The sequence below is a fragment of the Chryseobacterium sp. MEBOG07 genome, assembly GCF_021869745.1.
GTDB lineage: Bacteria > Bacteroidota > Bacteroidia > Flavobacteriales > Weeksellaceae > Chryseobacterium > Chryseobacterium viscerum.
Map to the genome: position 1 here is coordinate 4,705,404 of NZ_CP084579.1, position 20,673 is coordinate 4,726,076.

At 41.9% G+C, this 20,673-nt stretch carries 2 protein-coding genes, 4 tRNA genes, 5 rRNA genes and 1 pseudogene; all 12 read right to left on the reverse strand.

What is annotated here, in order from left to right; all coding sequences use genetic code 11:
- Positions 1-110 precede the first annotated feature (110 nt).
- A 23S ribosomal RNA gene (locus LF886_RS21685) occupies positions 111-2,870 on the reverse strand.
- Between the two features lie 204 nt (positions 2,871-3,074).
- Positions 3,075-3,148, reverse strand: a tRNA-Ala gene (locus tag LF886_RS21690).
- A gap of 101 nt (positions 3,149-3,249) precedes the next feature.
- Positions 3,250-3,323: transfer RNA gene (locus tag LF886_RS21695), tRNA-Ile, on the reverse strand.
- A 179-nt stretch (positions 3,324-3,502) separates the two neighbouring features.
- Positions 3,503-5,020: ribosomal RNA gene (locus LF886_RS21700) — 16S ribosomal RNA — on the reverse strand.
- A gap of 1,361 nt (positions 5,021-6,381) precedes the next feature.
- Positions 6,382-6,489 (reverse strand): 5S ribosomal RNA (gene rrf / locus LF886_RS21705).
- Positions 6,490-6,633: 144 nt separating this feature from the next.
- Positions 6,634-9,394: ribosomal RNA gene (locus tag LF886_RS21710) — 23S ribosomal RNA — on the reverse strand.
- Between the two features lie 204 nt (positions 9,395-9,598).
- A tRNA-Ala gene (locus LF886_RS21715) sits at positions 9,599-9,672 on the reverse strand.
- Between the two features lie 101 nt (positions 9,673-9,773).
- Positions 9,774-9,847: transfer RNA gene (locus LF886_RS21720), tRNA-Ile, on the reverse strand.
- A gap of 179 nt (positions 9,848-10,026) precedes the next feature.
- Positions 10,027-11,543 (reverse strand): 16S ribosomal RNA (locus tag LF886_RS21725).
- The 16S, 23S and 5S rRNA genes sit together here with 4 tRNA genes alongside, the layout of an rRNA operon.
- A gap of 1,246 nt (positions 11,544-12,789) precedes the next feature.
- The gene (locus tag LF886_RS21730) at positions 12,790-13,116 is read right to left on the reverse strand and encodes a VanZ family protein (protein WP_236854344.1); all 327 of its coding nucleotides are present in this window, start codon (positions 13,114-13,116) and stop codon (positions 12,790-12,792) included.
- 25 nt (positions 13,117-13,141) lie between these two features.
- The gene (gcvH, locus tag LF886_RS21735; protein ID WP_047373847.1) at positions 13,142-13,519 is read right to left on the reverse strand and encodes a glycine cleavage system protein GcvH; all 378 of its coding nucleotides are present in this window, start codon (positions 13,517-13,519) and stop codon (positions 13,142-13,144) included.
- A gap of 107 nt (positions 13,520-13,626) precedes the next feature.
- Positions 13,627-20,660: pseudogene (gene sprA, locus LF886_RS21740) on the reverse strand (cell surface protein SprA).
- Between the last annotated feature and the right edge of the window lie 13 nt (positions 20,661-20,673).

Here is a 20,673-nt window from a genome sequence, read left to right on the forward strand (position 1 = left end):
AGGTTACAGGTTTTCCCTGCTTCCTAATAGCTAACATCTGCTACCTGGTTTATTTTCGATAAAAACTTTCACAAAGAGGTAACCTTGCTGCACTTCCGTGCGCCATATTAGGCTATAAATCTACGGGTAATTAGTACTACTTGGCTATGACATTACTGTCTTTACACCTATAGCCTATCAACGTCGTCATCTCCAACGACCCTTAAAAGATGTCTCATCTTGAGGCGAGTTTCGCACTTATATGCTTTCAGTGCTTATCTCTTCCAAACGTAGCTACTCAGCAGTGCACCTGGCGGTACAACTGATACACCAGAGGTTTGTTCAATTCGGTCCTCTCGTACTAGAATCAAGCCCTCTCAAACATCTAACGCCCGCAATAGATAGAGACCGAACTGTCTCACGACGTTCTGAACCCAGCTCGCGTGCCACTTTAATGGGCGAACAGCCCAACCCTTGGGACCTTCTCCAGCCCCAGGATGTGACGAGCCGACATCGAGGTGCCGAACCTCCCCGTCGATGTGAGCTCTTGGGGGAGACTAGCCTGTTATCCCCGGAGTACCTTTTATCCTATGAGCGATGGCCCTTCCATACGGAACCACCGGATCACTATGTCCTGCTTTCGCACCTGATCGACTTGTTGGTCTCACAGTCAAGCACCCTTATGCCATTACACTCTACGCACGGTTACCAAGCGTGCTGAGGGTACCTTTGAAAGCCTCCGTTACTCTTTTGGAGGCGACCACCCCAGTCAAACTACCCACCACGCAATGTCCTTCTATTAAGAAGTTAGGCTCCAAGTAAGTAAAGGGTGGTATTTCAACGTTGGCTCCACCTACACTAGCGTGCAAGCTTCAAAGCCTCCCACCTATCCTACACATTACTTACTCAAAGTCAATACGAAGTTATAGTAAAGGTTCACAGGGTCTTTTCGTCCCATTGCGGGTACTCGGCATCTTCACCGAGACTACAATTTCACAGAGCTCATGGTTGAGACAGTGCCCAGATCGTTACACCATTCGTGCAGGTCGGAACTTACCCGACAAGGAATTTCGCTACCTTAGGACCGTTATAGTTACGGCCGCCGTTTACTGGGGCTTCAGTCAATGCCTTCGGTTTAACCCTAAGCACCTTCCTTAACCTTCCAGCACCGGGCAGGTGTCAGACCCTATACTGCATCTTTCGATTTTGCAGAGTCCTGTGTTTTTGATAAACAGTCGCCTGGGCCTCTTTACTGCGGCCACCATTGCTGATGGCGTCTCTTCTCCCGAAGTTACGAGACTATTTTGCCTAGTTCCTTAACCATGATTCACTCTAGCACCTTAGGATTCTCTCCTCGACTACCTGTGTCGGTTTTGGTACGGGTTGCTTCACTTCGGCTTTTCTTGGAAGCACTTTCCCTACAGCAGCTTCGCCCGAAGGCTAGGCCTTGACTATTCCGTCAGTCTCCAGTAAGTACGGCACTCCGTCCCCTTTTTAGTGTGAGCAAGTATGGGAATATTAACCCATTGTCCATCCACTACCCCTTTCGGGTTCGCGTTAGGTCCCGACTAACCCTCAGCTGATTAGCATGGCTGAGGAAACCTTAGTCTTTCGGTGAGCGGGTTTCTCGCCCGCTTTATCGTTACTTATGCCTACATTTTCTTTTCTATCCGCTCCACAATACCTCACAGTACTGCTTCAGCGCAAATAGAATGCTCTCCTACCAGATATACCCCTAAGGTATAAATCCATAGCTTCGGTAATATGTTTATGCCCGATTATTATCCATGCCGGACCGCTCGACTAGTGAGCTGTTACGCACTCTTTAAATGAATGGCTGCTTCCAAGCCAACATCCTAGCTGTCAATGCAGTCCAACCGCGTTGCTTCAACTTAACATATATTTTGGGACCTTAGCTGTTGGTCTGGGTTCTTTCCCTCTCGGACATGGACCTTAGCACCCATGCCCTCACTGCCGTAGAACATTTATTAGCATTCGGAGTTTGTCAGGAATTGGTAGGTGGTGAAACCCCCGCATCCAATCAGTAGCTCTACCTCTAATAAACTTATATACGACGCTGCACCTAAATGCATTTCGGAGAGTACGAGCTATCTCCCAGTTTGATTGGCCTTTCACCCCTACCCACAGGTCATCCGAAGACTTTTCAACGTCAACCGGTTCGGTCCTCCACTCTGTGTTACCAGAGCTTCAACCTGCCCATGGGTAGATCACAAGGTTTCGCGTCTAATCCTACTAACTATACGCCCTATTCAGACTCGCTTTCGCTCCGGCTCCGGTACTTAATACCTTAACCTCGCTAGTAAAATTAACTCGTAGGCTCATTATGCAAAAGGCACGCCGTCACACCATATAGGTGCTCCGACCGCTTGTAGGCGTACGGTTTCAGGTTCTATTTCACCCTTCTATTCGAAGTGCTTTTCACCTTTCCTTCACAGTACTTGTTCACTATCGGTCTTTCAGGAGTATTTAGCCTTGGAGGATGGTCCCCCATATTCAGACAGGATTTCACGTGTCCCGCCCTACTCATTTATCACTCAAATATGCCTTTCATTTACGGGGCTATCACCCTCTACGGCTGTTCTTTCCAGAACATTCTATTAAACATATATTAGCTTTTGGGCTAATCCGCTTTCGCTCGCCACTACTTACGGAATCTCTTCGATTTCTTTTCCTCCGGGTACTTAGATGTTTCAGTTCTCCGGGTTTGCTCCTCCTAAGAGGTGACTGGTCTTCAACCAGCCGGGTTGCCCCATTCGGACATCTGCGGATCAATTCGTGTGTGCCAATCCCCGCAGCTTTTCGCAGCTTACCACGTCCTTCGTCGCCTCTGAAAGCCTAGGCATCCGCCATACGCCCTTAACGATTTCTTTCCTAATAATTATATTAGTTCAGTATTTTTTGATAAATTAAAATTTATCGATATTTTTATAAACTCGGCACTCGAAAGTGCTCGGTTATCTCTTTGTGATGTCTTTACCGTTAATGTCAATGATCTTAATGTCTTCTTGTCCAACTGATGAACAGATATTGTTTTTGGCTCTATCCGTAACTTTTAAATCAGTCTTCCAAAACTGTGGAGAATAAGGGAGTCGAACCCTTGACCTCCTGCGTGCAAGGCAGGCGCTCTAGCCAGCTGAGCTAATTCCCCCTCTAGTAGAAATTTTAAATTTTAAATGATAAATTTTAAATGAAACAGCAATGTCGTAATTTAAAATCTATAATTCTTAATCTATAATTCCCTATAATTAGTAGTCTCGGGCAGGCTCGAACTGCCGACCTCTACATTATCAGTGTAGCGCTCTAACCAGCTGAGCTACGAGACTTTTTATGAGTAATGGGGATAAGTAAGTACTCTCTCCATTTCTCAATCTCTTCCCTATACTAATTTCTAGTGGGTTTTGTATTTTTAATATAACCAACCAAACAAAAAACTAAAGCTATACTTTAAGTAAGTACATGTATCTTGCGATACTAATTTTGTTTATCGTCTAAAGACGCTCTAAAATGAGATGTTCCAGCCGCACCTTCCGGTACGGCTACCTTGTTACGACTTAGCCCTAGTTACCTGTTTTACCCTAGGCAGCTCCTATTACGGTCACCGACTTCAGGTACCCCAGACTTCCATGGCTTGACGGGCGGTGTGTACAAGGCCCGGGAACGTATTCACCGCGCCATGGCTGATGCGCGATTACTAGCGATTCCAGCTTCATAGAGTCGAGTTGCAGACTCCAATCCGAACTGAGACCAGCTTTCGAGATTTGCATCACATCGCTGTGTAGCTGCCCTCTGTACTGGCCATTGTATTACGTGTGTGGCCCAAGGCGTAAGGGCCGTGATGATTTGACGTCATCCCCACCTTCCTCTCTACTTGCGTAGGCAGTCTCACTAGAGTCCCCAACTTAATGATGGCAACTAGTGACAGGGGTTGCGCTCGTTGCAGGACTTAACCTAACACCTCACGGCACGAGCTGACGACAACCATGCAGCACCTTGAAAAATGTCCGAAGAAAAGTCTATTTCTAAACCTGTCATTTCCCATTTAAGCCTTGGTAAGGTTCCTCGCGTATCATCGAATTAAACCACATAATCCACCGCTTGTGCGGGCCCCCGTCAATTCCTTTGAGTTTCATTCTTGCGAACGTACTCCCCAGGTGGCTAACTTATCACTTTCGCTTAGTCTCTGAATCTTAAAGACCCAAAAACGAGTTAGCATCGTTTACGGCGTGGACTACCAGGGTATCTAATCCTGTTCGCTCCCCACGCTTTCGTCCATCAGCGTCAGTTGTTGCTTAGTAACCTGCCTTCGCAATTGGTGTTCTAAGTAATATCTATGCATTTCACCGCTACACTACTTATTCCAGCTACTTCAACAACACTCAAGACCTGCAGTATCAATGGCAGTTTCACAGTTAAGCTGTGAGATTTCACCACTGACTTACAGATCCGCCTACGGACCCTTTAAACCCAATAAATCCGGATAACGCTTGCACCCTCCGTATTACCGCGGCTGCTGGCACGGAGTTAGCCGGTGCTTATTCGTATAGTACCTTCAGCTACTCTCACGAGAGTAGGTTTATCCCTATACAAAAGAAGTTTACAACCCATAGGGCCGTCGTCCTTCACGCGGGATGGCTGGATCAGGCTCTCACCCATTGTCCAATATTCCTCACTGCTGCCTCCCGTAGGAGTCTGGTCCGTGTCTCAGTACCAGTGTGGGGGATCACCCTCTCAGGCCCCCTAAAGATCGTAGACTTGGTGAGCCGTTACCTCACCAACTATCTAATCTTGCGCGTGCCCATCTCTATCCACCGGAGTTTTCAATATCAACTGATGCCAGTCAATATATTATGGGGTATTAATCTTCCTTTCGAAAGGCTATCCCCCAGATAAAGGCAGGTTGCACACGTGTTCCGCACCCGTACGCCGCTCTCAAGATTCCGAAGAATCTCTACCGCTCGGCTTGCATGTGTTAGGCCTCCCGCTAGCGTTCATCCTGAGCCAGGATCAAACTCTCCATTGTATGTTTGTCTGACTCACTCAAAGTTTTGACGCTTTAGTTTTTCCTTACTTGGTTGTTATATTGTATGTCAATGATCTTTATATCTTTCGCTTTTTAACGATGCAATCTTCTCTGTCAGTGTTGCTCCGTATTTGCGAGTGCAAAAGTAAAACTTTATTTCTATTTGACCAAATGTTTTTGAAGAAAATTTTAAAGTTTTTTAAGTAACCTTAATCCCTCTTCTCATCACCTAATCTTCCACTCCTGCGCTCCCTTAATTGGGACTGCAAAGATAAGAACTTTATTTCAACTCGCAACTTTTTAAATAAAAATGTTGAAGTTTTTTTTGCTCTTCCCTTTTGAAGTTTCTTATTGTTTCTGCTTATCTAAAAGCTCTTCTGCGCTACTGAATGTCTTTCGTTTTTCAGTGGGGCAAAGATAGATACTTACTACACACCACGCAACTTTATTTAACTTAAATATATGCATAGTGGAAAACTTTTATTGTAATCAATTAATAAACAATAATTTAAATAAGATATAGAGTTATCCACAATGAGCAATTGTTACTCTATATTATTACATTATAATGTATGAATTCAATGTTCTTTTATTCAGCTCGCTTAAATCCCCCTCAGAAAAGAGTATTAATATCGAGCAGATTCTCCAGGTTTTCTCAGAGTAGTTTAGATTTCTCTAAAATTGATGTTATTGCAATGGTAAAGAATAATAGTAATTCTAATTTGTATATGTACTAAAGAATAAGAAACGGATAATTGAAAGTAGAGAAACAATTTAGAATTACTCATCAATTATTTATAATATATTAAGGGGTATTTTAAATTTAAGTAATTTGGGTAATATGATTAGTCGATCTACGGGAAGCATAGATAGGGTTTAGATATCTACACAAGATGACAGCTTTTTAGCACATGCTTACAGATAGTAATTGTAGAGGCAAAAACCAACATCCTAATAAATGAAAATCAGGAATGAAGGATAGTAGTAATTATATCGGTTGCTTGGATTCTTTAAGAATGACAGCTATGAGATATAATAAAGAAAATAATGAGGGAAAATTAAACATAGGTAACCAGGAATGGCTATGAGCTTAGAAATAGTATGAGTTGTATGATCTACTACTTATTGCTCATCATATATCACTCATGAATTGTGAGTAATTAGCAATAGAAAATAATAAGTAATAGTAATGAATGATCTCTGTTATTAACGATTAATGATGGTAAAGAATACATCATGAGCTAAAAGAAGTGCTTTCTATGGATCGTATGAATCTTAGATTGTAGATATATATAGTATAGGTATAAACAACAAAAAAGTCCTTTATCGTATGATAAAGGACTTTTTAAAAATAAAATAAAAACTGGCGGCGGCCTACTCTCCCGCGTTAGCAGTACCATCGGCGCTGGTGGGCTTAACTTCTGTGTTCGGAATGGGAACAGGTGAGCCCCACCGCTAAAACCACCCTAAAGGTTGTATATAAGGTTGCAACTTATAGGTAAAAGGTTACAGGTTTTCCCTGCTTCCTAATAGCTAACATCTGCTACCTGGTTTATTTTCGATAAAAACTTTCACAAAGAGGTAACCTTGCTGCACTTCCGTGCGCCATATTAGGCTATAAATCTACGGGTAATTAGTACTACTTGGCTATGACATTACTGTCTTTACACCTATAGCCTATCAACGTCGTCATCTCCAACGACCCTTAAAAGATGTCTCATCTTGAGGCGAGTTTCGCACTTATATGCTTTCAGTGCTTATCTCTTCCAAACGTAGCTACTCAGCAGTGCACCTGGCGGTACAACTGATACACCAGAGGTTTGTTCAATTCGGTCCTCTCGTACTAGAATCAAGCCCTCTCAAACATCTAACGCCCGCAATAGATAGAGACCGAACTGTCTCACGACGTTCTGAACCCAGCTCGCGTGCCACTTTAATGGGCGAACAGCCCAACCCTTGGGACCTTCTCCAGCCCCAGGATGTGACGAGCCGACATCGAGGTGCCGAACCTCCCCGTCGATGTGAGCTCTTGGGGGAGACTAGCCTGTTATCCCCGGAGTACCTTTTATCCTATGAGCGATGGCCCTTCCATACGGAACCACCGGATCACTATGTCCTGCTTTCGCACCTGATCGACTTGTTGGTCTCACAGTCAAGCACCCTTATGCCATTACACTCTACGCACGGTTACCAAGCGTGCTGAGGGTACCTTTGAAAGCCTCCGTTACTCTTTTGGAGGCGACCACCCCAGTCAAACTACCCACCACGCAATGTCCTTCTATTAAGAAGTTAGGCTCCAAGTAAGTAAAGGGTGGTATTTCAACGTTGGCTCCACCTACACTAGCGTGCAAGCTTCAAAGCCTCCCACCTATCCTACACATTACTTACTCAAAGTCAATACGAAGTTATAGTAAAGGTTCACAGGGTCTTTTCGTCCCATTGCGGGTACTCGGCATCTTCACCGAGACTACAATTTCACAGAGCTCATGGTTGAGACAGTGCCCAGATCGTTACACCATTCGTGCAGGTCGGAACTTACCCGACAAGGAATTTCGCTACCTTAGGACCGTTATAGTTACGGCCGCCGTTTACTGGGGCTTCAGTCAATGCCTTCGGTTTAACCCTAAGCACCTTCCTTAACCTTCCAGCACCGGGCAGGTGTCAGACCCTATACTGCATCTTTCGATTTTGCAGAGTCCTGTGTTTTTGATAAACAGTCGCCTGGGCCTCTTTACTGCGGCCACCATTGCTGATGGCGTCTCTTCTCCCGAAGTTACGAGACTATTTTGCCTAGTTCCTTAACCATGATTCACTCTAGCACCTTAGGATTCTCTCCTCGACTACCTGTGTCGGTTTTGGTACGGGTTGCTTCACTTCGGCTTTTCTTGGAAGCACTTTCCCTACAGCAGCTTCGCCCGAAGGCTAGGCCTTGACTATTCCGTCAGTCTCCAGTAAGTACGGCACTCCGTCCCCTTTTTAGTGTGAGCAAGTATGGGAATATTAACCCATTGTCCATCCACTACCCCTTTCGGGTTCGCGTTAGGTCCCGACTAACCCTCAGCTGATTAGCATGGCTGAGGAAACCTTAGTCTTTCGGTGAGCGGGTTTCTCGCCCGCTTTATCGTTACTTATGCCTACATTTTCTTTTCTATCCGCTCCACAATACCTCACAGTACTGCTTCAGCGCAAATAGAATGCTCTCCTACCAGATATACCCCTAAGGTATAAATCCATAGCTTCGGTAATATGTTTATGCCCGATTATTATCCATGCCGGACCGCTCGACTAGTGAGCTGTTACGCACTCTTTAAATGAATGGCTGCTTCCAAGCCAACATCCTAGCTGTCAATGCAGTCCAACCGCGTTGCTTCAACTTAACATATATTTTGGGACCTTAGCTGTTGGTCTGGGTTCTTTCCCTCTCGGACATGGACCTTAGCACCCATGCCCTCACTGCCGTAGAACATTTATTAGCATTCGGAGTTTGTCAGGAATTGGTAGGTGGTGAAACCCCCGCATCCAATCAGTAGCTCTACCTCTAATAAACTTATATACGACGCTGCACCTAAATGCATTTCGGAGAGTACGAGCTATCTCCCAGTTTGATTGGCCTTTCACCCCTACCCACAGGTCATCCGAAGACTTTTCAACGTCAACCGGTTCGGTCCTCCACTCTGTGTTACCAGAGCTTCAACCTGCCCATGGGTAGATCACAAGGTTTCGCGTCTAATCCTACTAACTATACGCCCTATTCAGACTCGCTTTCGCTCCGGCTCCGGTACTTAATACCTTAACCTCGCTAGTAAAATTAACTCGTAGGCTCATTATGCAAAAGGCACGCCGTCACACCATATAGGTGCTCCGACCGCTTGTAGGCGTACGGTTTCAGGTTCTATTTCACCCTTCTATTCGAAGTGCTTTTCACCTTTCCTTCACAGTACTTGTTCACTATCGGTCTTTCAGGAGTATTTAGCCTTGGAGGATGGTCCCCCCATATTCAGACAGGATTTCACGTGTCCCGCCCTACTCATTTATCACTCAAATATGCCTTTCATTTACGGGGCTATCACCCTCTACGGCTGTTCTTTCCAGAACATTCTATTAAACATATATTAGCTTTTGGGCTAATCCGCTTTCGCTCGCCACTACTTACGGAATCTCTTCGATTTCTTTTCCTCCGGGTACTTAGATGTTTCAGTTCTCCGGGTTTGCTCCTCCTAAGAGGTGACTGGTCTTCAACCAGCCGGGTTGCCCCATTCGGACATCTGCGGATCAATTCGTGTGTGCCAATCCCCGCAGCTTTTCGCAGCTTACCACGTCCTTCGTCGCCTCTGAAAGCCTAGGCATCCGCCATACGCCCTTAACGATTTCTTTCCTAATAATTATATTAGTTCAGTATTTTTTGATAAATTAAAATTTATCGATATTTTTATAAACTCGGCACTCGAAAGTGCTCGGTTATCTCTTTGTGATGTCTTTACCGTTAATGTCAATGATCTTAATGTCTTCTTGTCCAACTGATGAACAGATATTGTTTTTGGCTCTATCCGTAACTTTTAAATCAGTCTTCCAAAACTGTGGAGAATAAGGGAGTCGAACCCTTGACCTCCTGCGTGCAAGGCAGGCGCTCTAGCCAGCTGAGCTAATTCCCCCTCTAGTAGAAATTTTAAATTTTAAATGATAAATTTTAAATGAAACAGCAATGTCGTAATTTAAAATCTATAATTCTTAATCTATAATTCCCTATAATTAGTAGTCTCGGGCAGGCTCGAACTGCCGACCTCTACATTATCAGTGTAGCGCTCTAACCAGCTGAGCTACGAGACTTTTTATGAGTAATGGGGATAAGTAAGTACTCTCTCCATTTCTCAATCTCTTCCCTATACTAATTTCTAGTGGGTTTTGTATTTTTAATATAACCAACCAAACAAAAAACTAAAGCTATACTTTAAGTAAGTACATGTATCTTGCGATACTAATTTTGTTTATCGTCTAAAGACGCTCTAAAATGAGATGTTCCAGCCGCACCTTCCGGTACGGCTACCTTGTTACGACTTAGCCCTAGTTACCTGTTTTACCCTAGGCAGCTCCTATTACGGTCACCGACTTCAGGTACCCCAGACTTCCATGGCTTGACGGGCGGTGTGTACAAGGCCCGGGAACGTATTCACCGCGCCATGGCTGATGCGCGATTACTAGCGATTCCAGCTTCATAGAGTCGAGTTGCAGACTCCAATCCGAACTGAGACCAGCTTTCGAGATTTGCATCACATCGCTGTGTAGCTGCCCTCTGTACTGGCCATTGTATTACGTGTGTGGCCCAAGGCGTAAGGGCCGTGATGATTTGACGTCATCCCCACCTTCCTCTCTACTTGCGTAGGCAGTCTCACTAGAGTCCCCAACTTAATGATGGCAACTAGTGACAGGGGTTGCGCTCGTTGCAGGACTTAACCTAACACCTCACGGCACGAGCTGACGACAACCATGCAGCACCTTGAAAAATGTCCGAAGAAAAGTCTATTTCTAAACCTGTCATTTCCCATTTAAGCCTTGGTAAGGTTCCTCGCGTATCATCGAATTAAACCACATAATCCACCGCTTGTGCGGGCCCCCGTCAATTCCTTTGAGTTTCATTCTTGCGAACGTACTCCCCAGGTGGCTAACTTATCACTTTCGCTTAGTCTCTGAATCTTAAAGACCCAAAAACGAGTTAGCATCGTTTACGGCGTGGACTACCAGGGTATCTAATCCTGTTCGCTCCCCACGCTTTCGTCCATCAGCGTCAGTTGTTGCTTAGTAACCTGCCTTCGCAATTGGTGTTCTAAGTAATATCTATGCATTTCACCGCTACACTACTTATTCCAGCTACTTCAACAACACTCAAGACCTGCAGTATCAATGGCAGTTTCACAGTTAAGCTGTGAGATTTCACCACTGACTTACAGATCCGCCTACGGACCCTTTAAACCCAATAAATCCGGATAACGCTTGCACCCTCCGTATTACCGCGGCTGCTGGCACGGAGTTAGCCGGTGCTTATTCGTATAGTACCTTCAGCTACTCTCACGAGAGTAGGTTTATCCCTATACAAAAGAAGTTTACAACCCATAGGGCCGTCGTCCTTCACGCGGGATGGCTGGATCAGGCTCTCACCCATTGTCCAATATTCCTCACTGCTGCCTCCCGTAGGAGTCTGGTCCGTGTCTCAGTACCAGTGTGGGGGATCACCCTCTCAGGCCCCCTAAAGATCGTAGACTTGGTGAGCCGTTACCTCACCAACTATCTAATCTTGCGCGTGCCCATCTCTATCCACCGGAGTTTTCAATATCAACTGATGCCAGTCAATATATTATGGGGTATTAATCTTCCTTTCGAAAGGCTATCCCCAGATAAAGGCAGGTTGCACACGTGTTCCGCACCCGTACGCCGCTCTCAAGATTCCGAAGAATCTCTACCGCTCGGCTTGCATGTGTTAGGCCTCCCGCTAGCGTTCATCCTGAGCCAGGATCAAACTCTCCATTGTATGTTTGTCTGACTCACTCAAAGTTTTGACGCTTTAGTTTTTCCTTACTTGGTTGTTATATTGTATGTCAATGATCTTTATATCTTTCGCTTTTTAACGATGCAATCTTCTCTGTCAGTGTTGCTCCGTATTTGCGAGTGCAAAAGTAAAACTTTATTTCTATTTGACCAAATGTTTTTGAAGAAAATTTTAAAGTTTTTTAAGTAACCTTAACCTCTCTTCTCATCACCTAACCTTCCACTCCTGCGCTCCCTTAATTGGGACTGCAAAGATAAGAACTTTATTTCAACTCGCAACTTTTTAAATAAAAATGTTGAAGTTTTTTTTGCCCTTCTCTTTTGAAGTTTCTTATTGTTTCTGCTTATCTAAAAGCTCTTCTGCGCTACTGAATGTCTTTCGTTTTTCAGTGGGGCAAAGATAGATACTTACTACACACCACGCAACTTTATTTAACATAAATTTCACCTTTTCGTAATATTAATCCCTAAAACACTGGAAGGCAGAGAGAAAAATTTTAAACATTTGTTTGGGAGGTCAGGTGGGAGAGGACGAGTGGGAGCGTTGGAGGGTCAGAGAGTGTTTGGGAGGGGTTGAGGATGGGATAAATGTATAATGTATAATGTATAATGTATAATGTATAATGTATAATGTATAATGTATAATGGAAGATATACATATATATAATAGCAGAGGCTCTTTTAAAAACAAATATTCTTTATTTAAGTTTGGGCTAAAGCCAACAAGGACGTTTTCTTTTTATTAAACGGGCTAAAGCCCGTTTCTATTAAATTTTTATAGTCTGGATGAATATCTGGATGAAGATGAGGATAATGATTATTCGTTGATAGGATCATCAACCACAAATCGCAAGGATTTGCACAGAGGATGATGGATATAATATATATAAGAGAAAGTTGATGATACAGAATACACCTATTGACAAACTAAAACCTAGAATTGTAACCTCAAAACCAAAACGAGAAACCCGAAAATCATCATTCATCATTTATAATTTATAATTCATAACTCCTCCCCTAGCCCTGATAGCAATGGTTACCCCGCAGCTTAGCAAGGAGAGTTGGTGGGTTTGAGCGTCGGAGAGCGCTGGAGCGAGGAGTAGGAATGGATAGCAGGAAGAGCTCCGAAAAAGGTTTGAGGGTTTTGAGAGTTGGAAGGCTTGAGAAAACTTGAATGTTTCTGAGAGGAAAGGCAGGGAATGAAGATTTGCTCTTTCCTAAGGGTATGATTAAAAGAAACGTTTGATTAATAGCTTATATATATAGTACCCTAATAGACATCCGATAGTGTCTGCTACGATATCCAGTGTTTCCATAGATCTTCCTAATCCCATTTCTTCCTGTAGAATTTCGGTAAGGAATGCATAGAGAAGAATGATCTGAAAAAAGTATGAGAATTTTATTTTAGGGAATGCAGCAATGAAGGCGAAACCCAGCGCTCCAAATATGCTTAAATGCAATACCTTGTCGATACCGCTGAACATGAACCAATATTCATTGTTTTCTTCTCCCGGCTTGAGGAGCATATAAGTAAGAAATGCCCAATAAATGGGCAGTATCTTACTAAATATTTTTGAAATCTTATCCAATGATTGCTTTGTAATCGTCTGCAGAAAGTAACTCTGACTGATCTGCTCCATCAGCAATTTCCAATTTGATGATCCATCCATCTCCATAAGGATCTGTATTTAACAGTTCTGGCTGAGCCTCTAATTCTGAATTAAACTCAATAACCTTCCCTGCGATAGGCAAGAATAGATCTGAAACAGTTTTTACTGCTTCTACACTTCCAAAAACATCTCCTCCATTAAGATCATCATCTACAGTATCTATGTCTACGTATACGATGTCTCCAAGTTCTCCCTGAGCGAAGTCTGTAATACCGATTGTAGCAACGTTACCCTCGATTTTGATCCATTCGTGATCTTTGGTGTACTTTAATTCTGATGGTGTGTTCATTTTTTAATTTTTATTTTGTACAAATGTATTCAAAAATATAGTAGCTTCAAATATTGGATATAAAAAAAGTCCTTCAAAACTGAAGGACTTTTAAGTTTGTATCATTTTTAGAATCCACCTCCGGAATCTCCGAATGTAAATGTAGCTGAAATCCCGGCTCTGATTGTAGACAGCGGGAATGCTGTGGAAATCTTATACTTTGAGGTCATCTGTTCGTAGAACACTCTCAGGTTCAGATTCTCAGAAACATTGTAGTCTGCGGAAAGTTTGATATTCATCAATCGTTGCCCTCCCGTAACCTGAGCATCATTCAACAGAATATTCATAATGGATGTTTTACTGTCTCTTAATGAAATATCTCCTCTGATATTAAGGTCACTTCCTTTTCCTCTTGTTCCTCTTCCTCTGATATTAGCTGTTCCTAGTCTGAAGTTTCTAATAATATATCCAAGTCTTACTACATATTCTGTATTGGCGTCTTCGGTAAGCGTCTGGTTTACTAATCCCAATACCATCATTCTGGTTTTGTTATACTGTATCCCAAACTGCATATTATTTCTCATGGTAACATCTATCCCAATAAGTGGTGAGAAAGATTCTACATATCCCACCTGTGCAAATGTATATGGATTGATTTTGTCCCCGGCATTTTTAATTACATTACCTGCATTATCCACGGTCTGATAGTATCCATTCGGGTTGCCATGATAATCCACATTACTTTGAATACCTGTTGCTGTATAAGTAGCAGTATAGGCGTGTAGGATATCAAACTTTGTGAATTGTCCACTGATCATCGGGATGTTTTTTAATCCTGAATACGTAATTCTCCAGTTTGGTAATGGGAATCCTGATTTCTTCGGATTGCTCATTGGTGTCACTGATTTTCCTTCCATCGCGGCTCTAAAGGCAGGGATCAATACATAAGCATTTCCAATACTGTAATGCTCAGCAAATCCATTGTTATCCAATACAGCGCCTGGCCCTCCAAGCTGTTGTGAAAGTGCTCTTGCGTTTTCCCTGATCGCCTGGTAAACCGCCTGTCCATCTTTAAATGATGTACTAAGAAGCGATGTCGTATTGGAATACGTTATCATTTCGCTGGCAAATGTAAAATTAGGGTCCGAAACGCCATTATTGGTATAGTTAAATCCTGTATGTGAAAAGTTACTGTTAAAGGTATGCAACACATTAAGATCTATTCTTAAATCATTCATCGGCACCACTTGTAAGTCTGCTCTCAATTCTTTGGTAGACATCCTCACGTATGGATCTGTCATATAATTGGAACCACTCACCCATCCGTTTTCCATCACTGTTCTTCTGATATCAGCCTGTGATCCTAAAAGGAATCCAAGGGTTGGTCCTCCTAGTGTCTGTCCTGAACCATACCAGTTAGGAGCTGATAATAATCCCGGAAGTACCGTCCCATTCGTTTCATTATAGCTTACATTCAATTGCTTGAAAGAAGTCAATAAGAATGCAGCGCTTTGAAATGGGGTAAGCTTATTTTTAAATTTATATTTCTTGTATCTGTATCTGTTCTTCTCCCATTGTTTTGTATAGACATTGTTCAGAGAGTCCATCTCCTGTCTGCGTTTCTGAAGTTTAGCATTTATCTTTTTGAAATAGTTAAACTGTCCGAAGAACTTAGGAAGATCCGCTGAAGCTGTTGCCTGAATAACATTGGTATTCTGTCCAACAGATCCTAAACTTGCTGTCTTGTTCGTATTAGGATCGATAAATCCAGTCAACGAAGTAGATCTTGCAGCCCAGTTGTAGGTAAATCCATATCCTACTTCTGCATCAATGAAATCCAGATAAGGAAGATACTGGAACGGCAGTTTATAATTCAACTGTGCTCTGTGGTTATACAATACCGGTCTTCCTGCTCTGAATACATTTCCAAAGATCGACTTGTTGTCCATTGAATTTACATCCAGATTATCATTAAGGGTTCTGGTTGCAGAATTGATTTCCAGTTTTAATGATTTTGTGAAATTGAATCCTAACCCGTACTGCCATCCAAAGAAGAAGTTTCTGTTTCTGATGGCATCGAAATCACTGTTCATATTTCCATTCAGGATCGCTTCCACATTTCTGAACTCAAGTTCATTGTAATTTCTATCGATTTCAGTTCTGAAAGATAATCTTGTAGGAATTGGATTAAAATTAAATTCCTTCACCCATCTCAGATACTTCGTAGATTTCGCAGTATCACTGATCATTTTATTAAAAGGTTTGATGACCCACGGTTTGAACGTGTAGTTATAATCAACATATCCTCTCAGATATTGTCTGTAATTTCTCTTGGTATAAATATCTCTGAAATAATCATCGTTATAAACAGCCGTTACCGAAACGTTTTCGATATCGTAAAACTTAGGCTTTTTATTTGGATTTACTCTTTCCTTGTGCATATTCACGACTCCTATACTTCTCTGCTGCGTATAGGTTCTTGCTACTTTTTTCAATTGTTCCCTATTTGGTGCCTTACTGAATTCTACATCGGTATCCAAAGGATTATATTTAGGGTCTTCAATCGTTTGTGAGTAAGAATAGTTTAAAGGAATTTTCACTCCTGTTTTTTCTGGAAGAAATTTATCTACATTGATCGCCGTATTAATACTAAACGCTGATTGAGTAGATTGTGTTCTTTCTGCAGGTTTTGAATCGATATTTCCAAAACCAACCGATGTATAAGAAGCATTGGCATTCACTGTTGCCAGGTCTCCCATGTTAAAGTTTAAACTAGCATTTCCTGCATATCCACCATCATTTTCAATTTCAGAAAGACGGACTTCGTTCACCCATAATATTCTTGTAATTCCGGTTCCTCCTCTTACATCTGCATTTCTTACCCCAATCATAATCGTGGTAATATTTCCTAAACTTGGTCTACCCTTAATATAAATATTCTTAAAAGGTTCCTGGTAAGCCGGATCTACTGTTCTATCGGTAATTTTCACTCCCGACTTATCTCTTCTAATCTTAGCATCTACAAAGTTCTGAACATCAAAATCCACCTCATTTTCCATTGGCCAGATTTCCATAGGAGCTGTAGCAGTTGTAGGGGTCATTTTTAAAGATGATTCATATTCATAATAGTTGTCAGTAGCATCACTTCCGAAACGGATAAAGAATTTGGTTTTCTCATCCATTCCTATTACCCTATTCAGTGGATCATGAGCATGTACAAAAAGTTTCAACTTTTTATATCTTCTCATATCCAGTGTTGTATTCTTGAATACTCCTCTTGCTTCAGATTTAAGGTCATTAACTTTCATGTAAAGTGAAGCTTCATTTTGTCTTTGAGCTCCGGCATTTCCACTTAATACCTGTCTGTCAATTCCTGGAGGCAATACATACGGAGGCTGATTCAGTGAATTTTCTTCAATATTCACACTTCCTACTTCAAAGTTCGGATCTGTCACTTCTCCTATTCCTTCTTCAGGACCGGAAACAATTGTACTGGCTATTTTATTGTTATATTTTCTCCAGTCTGATCTTACAAGATCCATTGTTCCGAATCTTAAAGTAGAGGTCTGATCAAATCCTGCCAACATTAATCTTGCAAATCTTACATTATTCAGTACCGAAGCATCATGTGTTCCTTCCTGCAGATCGTACTTAGATACTGGAATTCTAAATAAGAACCATTTAACATCTGCAGTCTGCCCATTCTGGAATGCTGCTTTTACAGTCTTTACGTCAACAATATTATTTTGCCCTAATGACAAACTTGGCTGATCAAGTTTTACAATATACTGGTTATAGTTTTCAGTCTGATCAAGGTTGTAATCTTTATTGATATCTTCTGCATCCGGAGTTTGTGAAGCTACATTTAAAGAGTTTGCTTCTGAGTTTCCTTCAGGGTTTCTGAAATACTTGTATCGTTCCACAACTGAAGCTGCCTGGCTTCCTGTAAATTTATCAGAAAGATAGAATACGAAGTCATCCACTGCCGGGTCAGCAATATTAGTCACTGGGTTTACAAAAGTATTTCCGAACCTCATTGCTTCCTGGTCAGAAGTAAGACCATCATATCCCGCATCCTGTACTTTTCTGTCCTCTCCTTCTGTAGAGAAAGCATATAAAATTGGTGGCTGTTTTGGCTGTACTCCCCAGGTCGAATTCGTAGTAGAAGATGGAGTACCAGAAGTTGGAAGTCCATTTTCATACTGCATTTTTCCATCCTTCAGAACATCTTCTGATACGTTTCCTAAATGAAGTAAAAGCCTTGGATCGGTACCCAATGTTTTACCATCTGCATACGGATCCATCATCCAGAATTCAACGTATTCGATATTGGAAGTAACGAAGTTTGGAACGCTGATGGATCTCATAATTCCTCCCCACCTGCTTTGTGCCTGCTCCGTTACAGGGTTTACATTGTATGGCCCTTTTTCTTTGGGGAAATAAGAGATATCGAAAGTATTCGTAAAGGTTTGTTCACCTGCTACGAAATCTCTATTGTTGTAAATCTCCGAGTATTGTACTCTTCTTGAAGCGTGATTGGATACTGACTGTGGTGTAATTCCTGTAGGAGCTTTTCCTCCAACACCCCAGAATCTAGGGTCGATATTATACCACGTTAATAGTCCTCTTCCATATCCGCTTGTTATATCGTCATTTGCCGGCACCGTATTAAACGGTGGTAATGTATTTTTTTCCGGTTTTGAAGCCAAGCTCCATGCTGCCGGTTCTTTTAATGATATTTTGGAAGTCGTTTGTTCAAAATCGTCAATATAAGACTGATTATTCGTCCCTTTATTCAGTCCAGGCATTAAATAAGCCGCTTCCATCTTAAAGTTTAAGTTAGATGGAGCTTCGGTTTTTACCATAGGAAGCTTATTGGTAAGCCTTGTCAGATAAGGAGCCTGATTGTTATACATCAAGTTGATCCCTGCCATGGTATTGTTTACAGCTTCCTGTCCGAAGTTTACTTTCTGAGTCAATGGAGATTCTGAGTAATTGATTACTGTCCCTCCTAAGATAAAGTTTTCACTGAATCGTCTTTCTAAATTTAATCCTAAGAATCTTTTCCTTTGGGTATTAAATGTCAATTGGTTTTCCAGTGAAATATTGATAGCCTGTCCAGACTGCTTTACGTTTTCGTTGATGATCGTAACTGTCCCCAGCATATAGTCTACGGTATAGTCTACCCCTTCTGTAAGCTGTACTCCGTTTGCGGCAACTTTCACCGATCCCTGAGGAACGTTTACTGCTCCCAGAGAAATACCTTGTCCTTGAACTCCTTTATAACGACCTTCCATTGTATATCTCTGTGAAAGGTTACTGGAAAGAACAGCTTGTTTTTGCTTGGTATAAAGATCCTGGAAAACATATTGAGGATCAAAAGTTCCCCCTAAAACCTTTTGCATATAACTTCCGAAAGGCTGTACTTTGGTAAAAATAACCCGCCCGGTTTCCGGTCTTATTGTAATTCCATTAACAAAGTCAAAAATACCATCTCCTTTGCTTCCGTCTTTATTATTCTGGATGTCTCCGTTCATATTAAGACGGTCCCAGTTGAATAATTTCAGTAAGTTCTGATCTTTTACGGGAGTATCCGGAAGGTAGTTTACCTTACCTCCTGTTTTTGGATCTCTGTAGAATACATTCAGGATAAAGCCATCCGGAGATACCTGTCCTGCATCCATGGAATAGATATTCTTCATCATCAGGTCCCACATTGGAGATTGAGTGTTCACTTTATTGTTTACTCTCAATACTTTGGTAACAAGCACCGGGCTTTCTTCGGAGAATTCACCTACTTTGTATACTTTATTGCTTCCGTTAACAGTATAGGAATATGAAACGGCTAAAAGCTGTTGGTCATTCAATTTTTGATTTAATGAAATATATCCTAGCTGTGGCTGAAAGGTAAATTCATTAGCATTCAGCTTTCTGGCTTTTGTATTGTATATAAATTGCTCTCCATTATCATAAGGAGTTGGATCTGTCCCAATCACCTGTCCCTGGAAAATAGTACCGTAATTTTTCCCGGCTTCTCTGGATCCTGCTACTGACGAAACTGCGTCATACAAACCGTTCAGAGAGTTATCCGGTAAAGTAACACCACCAGGACCTTCTCCAAGGTCTCTGATCCCGATAATACTTTTCTGATAGGCAAGATTACTGTTCCCCTGATCAAGTACCCATACTTCTAATCTGGTAATATTAAGTGTAGAATTGATTTGTGGATAATTAAGTAAGGCGTCATCATATTTGTTCAAGAAATAGTGTCCTAAGAAGTAGTGCTGATTTTCTTCATAGTCAATAGCATTAACTTTAAAGTTATTCATAACACCACCACCCTGTACTACAATATTACGAGCCTCACCCTGCTGTTGGGAAAGGACAACTGTTCCAAATGTTTTTCCTAACTGGAATTCTGTTTTCACCCCGAATAGTGATTGTGAACCACGAATCAGACTGGTTGAAAGCGGCATATTTACGTTACCAAATTCAACTCTTTTGATGATTTTATCCTCTCCTCCTTCGTTGGGTTTATCTACATTTCCAAGGCCTTTGCTTTGAAGATCTTTCCAGCTTCCTTTTGCCTGCCAAACGAGATTCATCCTGTTTTCAAAAGCAAACCCACTCTGGGTATCATAATTGGCTTTTAACTGAAGGTTTTCCCCTACTTTACCCAATAATCCCAGCTGAATTCTCTGATCAATATCAAAGGTAAAACTGGTCCTGTTTTGTGGCAGGATCAGAGGATTATCAATTTTTTGATACAATCCGGCAAAGTCCAAAGATGCATAACCTGAAGGAATAATTTCAATTTTATTACCCCGAAAATCGTTTCGAACAACCTGTTATTGATCAAGAGTGAAGGAATAAGTCCTTTCTTCCTTGCATCTGATCTATCTCTTCTGAAAAGAAGGTTGTATTTATCAGATTTCTCCTTGTAATAAGTTTTTGTCTGGGTAGCAAGCATATATTCTTTATACTCTTGCGGAGACATCGCTGTAGGAGGCCCTGTTATGGTATTTCCGATTTTAGGATATACATAGTACATCCCGGTTTTTATATCGTAATAGGCTTCGTACCTCGTAGGGTCGGCCACTTCATATTGTTTTCTTATGATCGCTGTGTCACTCCGTACCTGCGCAAACGCGCTGACAGACATACACAGAAACGAC